The organism is Candidatus Nealsonbacteria bacterium CG07_land_8_20_14_0_80_39_13, from assembly GCA_002779355.1.
Classification (GTDB): Bacteria; Patescibacteriota; Minisyncoccia; order Minisyncoccales.
In genome coordinates, this window is sequence record PEWS01000005.1 from 4,323 (window position 1) to 7,306 (window position 2,984).

Sequence of the window (2,984 nt, forward strand, 5' to 3'; positions counted from 1 at the left end):
GCTATTTTTTGAAAATATTCCGAGCATTGCCTTATTCTCCGCCTTTTCTTTAAAAGGCGCTCTTTCTTCATCTGTGGAGTTGAGATTATCTCCAGTTACTTCTGCGGTGGCTTCCATTTCCTCTTTTGTGAGTTCCTGCACTTTTTCAGGCTGGGCTGATAGGTTTTCTTCTTCCATCTTTTTCTTTTTCAATGCCTTTTTCTCTGCTTTTAGTTTTTTTAAGTATTCTTGGACATCTCCGCTTTTTTTAAGTATTCTTTGGCGTATCCCCTTATTTCTTTTCTTAATTCTTCTCCATGGGGTTCCGTGAGTACTTTCCCAGTTTCCTCTACGGCATATTTTTTTACGATTTCTTCTATGTCCGGTATATTCGATATGTTTTTCAATTCGAAATTCATATTTTTATTTAGCTTAGTTATTAAATTTTTTTAGGGTTTTGATTTCTTCTACCAGTTTATCATGGAAAGCGTCAAGAAGGAAGGAATCATTCCTTTTTTTTATTTCCTCAACGGCTTTCTCCACACCTTTTTTAAGGGCTATATTTATATAATATTCAATTTGTGTTTTTGTATCCATAGTTTTAATTTGTTTACCACTTAAAGAAATCTCCTACTTTTTTATCCAGCCGGCTTTCTTCAGTTTCTGATTCAGGGAATATAGTCTTAAGGGCATATCCTATTATTTTTCTTAAATCTTCCCTTTCCATTTCTGTGCCATCGTTTAATTTAATTTTTTTCTCATGGAAAATAAACCGTTTCTTCACGGTTATTATTTTAGCTTCTTCTAATGGTTTTATTAATTTTTCTTCTATTCCGCTTATTATTTTTTCCAGCTTTGAGACCTCGGCTTCTTTTTGATCGCTGTCTTTCAAAGTCAGGATATTTTTCTCTAATATTGAAATATTGTTTTTTAGATCTGATGATTTTTCCCAAAGCTCTTCTTTTTGTTTTTCAGAGATTTCTTTTTTTAGTATTTTTTCAAAATCTTCAATTGCTTTTTCTGTAATTTCTTTAAGTCCCTCTTCATTATCTTTTTTTATTTCTTTTTTCTCTCTCTTCTTTATATTCTCCTCTCTCTCTTCTCTTTCCTCCCTCATAGTTTCCACGACACGCCGATCGTGAGAACGATCTACGGGTTTTTCTTGTCCCGTATTTTCCGGATTTTCCTTTTTTACTCTTCCTTTTTCCGGAGAGGAATAATCCTCCTCTCCCTCAAAAGCTTTTCTCGGAGGAATTGTTTCTTTATTGGTGTTTTTTTCAATAATTTCTTCTATCATAATTTTTTTAAATTGTTTCACGTTTTTCGTTTATGAAAGCCAATCTCCCTTTAATATTTTTTTCAACTTCTTCTCTCGGCAAGCCATTTTTACTTAATGAGTATTCCCGCATCGCCATAGCTTTTGCGCGGTCCGGCTTAACCGGCGGGTGAGTTTGGACATTGAATGGCCGGCTCACTTGCCCGTCTATTATCATTTTAATGTAAAAATTGTAATTTGTCAAATTTATCAGGTCTTGCCTGTTAAATACTCCTTCAAACTCTTTTTCTAAAAATTCAGCGTCTTCCGGCCCGACCCTGAAAGATGTTATTGTTCCCACGTTTCCGAAAACAGCTTTTCTTATCGGGTCGGTGAGTTGTCCGATGTATTGGTGGGCCATTATCAAGGACAGCCGATATTTTCTGGCTTCAGCCAAAATCGTAGAAACGCTCTCGGTGGTAAAGTTTTGGAATTCGTCCATGTAAAGGTAAAAATCTTTTCTTTCTTCTTGGGGAATTTCTATACGGGCAAAAGCATTTATCAGAATTTTTCCGACAATAATTAAGCCGAGCAGAGAGCTGTTAGCTTCTCCCAGTTTTCCCTTAGAAAGATTGCAGAGAAGGATTTTTTCTCCATCCATTATTTTCCTGAATTCTAAGCTGGTTTTCTGCTGGCCGATTATCGCCCTCATATAATCATTAGCGATGAAAACGTCAAACTTACTGGTGATATAGGGAACTATGTTGGCCAGAGTGGCTTCTCCTCCGGCTTTTTCCGCTTCTTTCTCCCAGAAATCCTTGACCAATGGGTTTCTGCATTTGTTAAGAAGATATTTTCTGAATTCCGCGTCAGCTAAAACCTTGGGAACCTCCATCAATGTGTATGTTTCATTGGGGTCGTCCATCAGAAGAAGAAGAGAGTTTCTGGCGTATTGTTCAAAAATAGGCCCTCCTGTCTGTTTTAAATCGTAAAGCTTGTCAAAAATATTTATCAATTCATTGATGATGAAGGTTTTTTGTTCCGGCTTATCAGGCTCATATTCAAGCATATTTAATCCGATAACTGTTTCCATATTTCCCGGCTCAAAAAGGATTATATCGCCTTTTCTTTCTTCAGGAATAACTCCAAGCAGGTCGTTTATCAGGTCGCCGTGAGGGTCTAAGACGCATAGTCCTTTGCCGTTTTTAATATCTTGTTCAGCCATGGAATAAAGGAAAGCAGACTTACCTGTTCCTGTCTGCCCGATGGCGTAAAAGTGGCGCCTACGGTCATCTTCTTTTATTTTGATGTCGTTTTTTTGCTCCCTATAGCTGTTGAAGCCCAAAGACAATCCTTCTTCGGGGAGATTTACCGGCGGAGCGGCTTTCTTTGATTCCAAGAAGGAAACTTGAGGCGTTTGAGAAATAGGAGAAGGGAAGTGAAAGATGGAAGATATTTCTTCGGTTGAAAGGATTCCGCAACTTTCTCTGCCGGGGATTCTGAATGAAAAATCAAATATCAGTTTTTTTAAGTTGTTTCCTTTCTTTTCAATAAATCTGAAAGAATTTGTTTTCGGTGAGGAAAATTGCTCAAAAGAATTTTTTACCTGATCCATCATTTCTCTTCCCTCGGCCTCTTTTGTTTTTGGGACAGAAACAAGTATTCTTATGGTCGTTTCAAAAATATCCTTACTGACTTTGCTGTTTATTCCGTCCAGCAATTCTTTGTCAGGAGCTTTGGCTAAAGGAGG

The 2,984-nt window shown here is 37.2% G+C and carries 3 protein-coding genes and 1 pseudogene (1 of these 4 only partly in view); all 4 read right to left on the reverse strand.

Annotation, left to right across the window (positions count from 1 at the left end; genetic code table 11):
• Positions 1–192, reverse strand: a pseudogene (locus COS96_00340) (hypothetical protein) (it extends 147 nt beyond the left edge of the window).
• Positions 193–218: 26 nt separating this feature from the next.
• Positions 219–398, reverse strand: a complete 180-nt coding sequence (locus tag COS96_00345; protein ID PIU44183.1) for a hypothetical protein — start codon at positions 396–398, stop codon at positions 219–221.
• 191 nt (positions 399–589) lie between these two features.
• Positions 590–1,276, reverse strand: coding sequence for a hypothetical protein (locus COS96_00350; GenBank protein ID PIU44184.1), 687 nt, complete (start codon positions 1,274–1,276; stop codon positions 590–592).
• A 7-nt stretch (positions 1,277–1,283) separates the two neighbouring features.
• Positions 1,284–2,984, reverse strand: a 1,701-nt coding sequence (locus tag COS96_00355; protein PIU44185.1) for a hypothetical protein, incomplete at its 5' end; no start/stop codon positions are given.

Bases quoted from the DNA above. Each gene is read 5' to 3' on its own strand.
- COS96_00345 (PIU44183.1), bottom strand. From the start codon at position 398: ATGAATTTCGAATTGAAAAACATATCGAATATACCGGACATAGAAGAA.
- COS96_00350 (PIU44184.1), bottom strand. From the start codon at position 1,276: ATGATAGAAGAAATTATTGAAAAAAACACCAATAAAGAAACAATTCCT.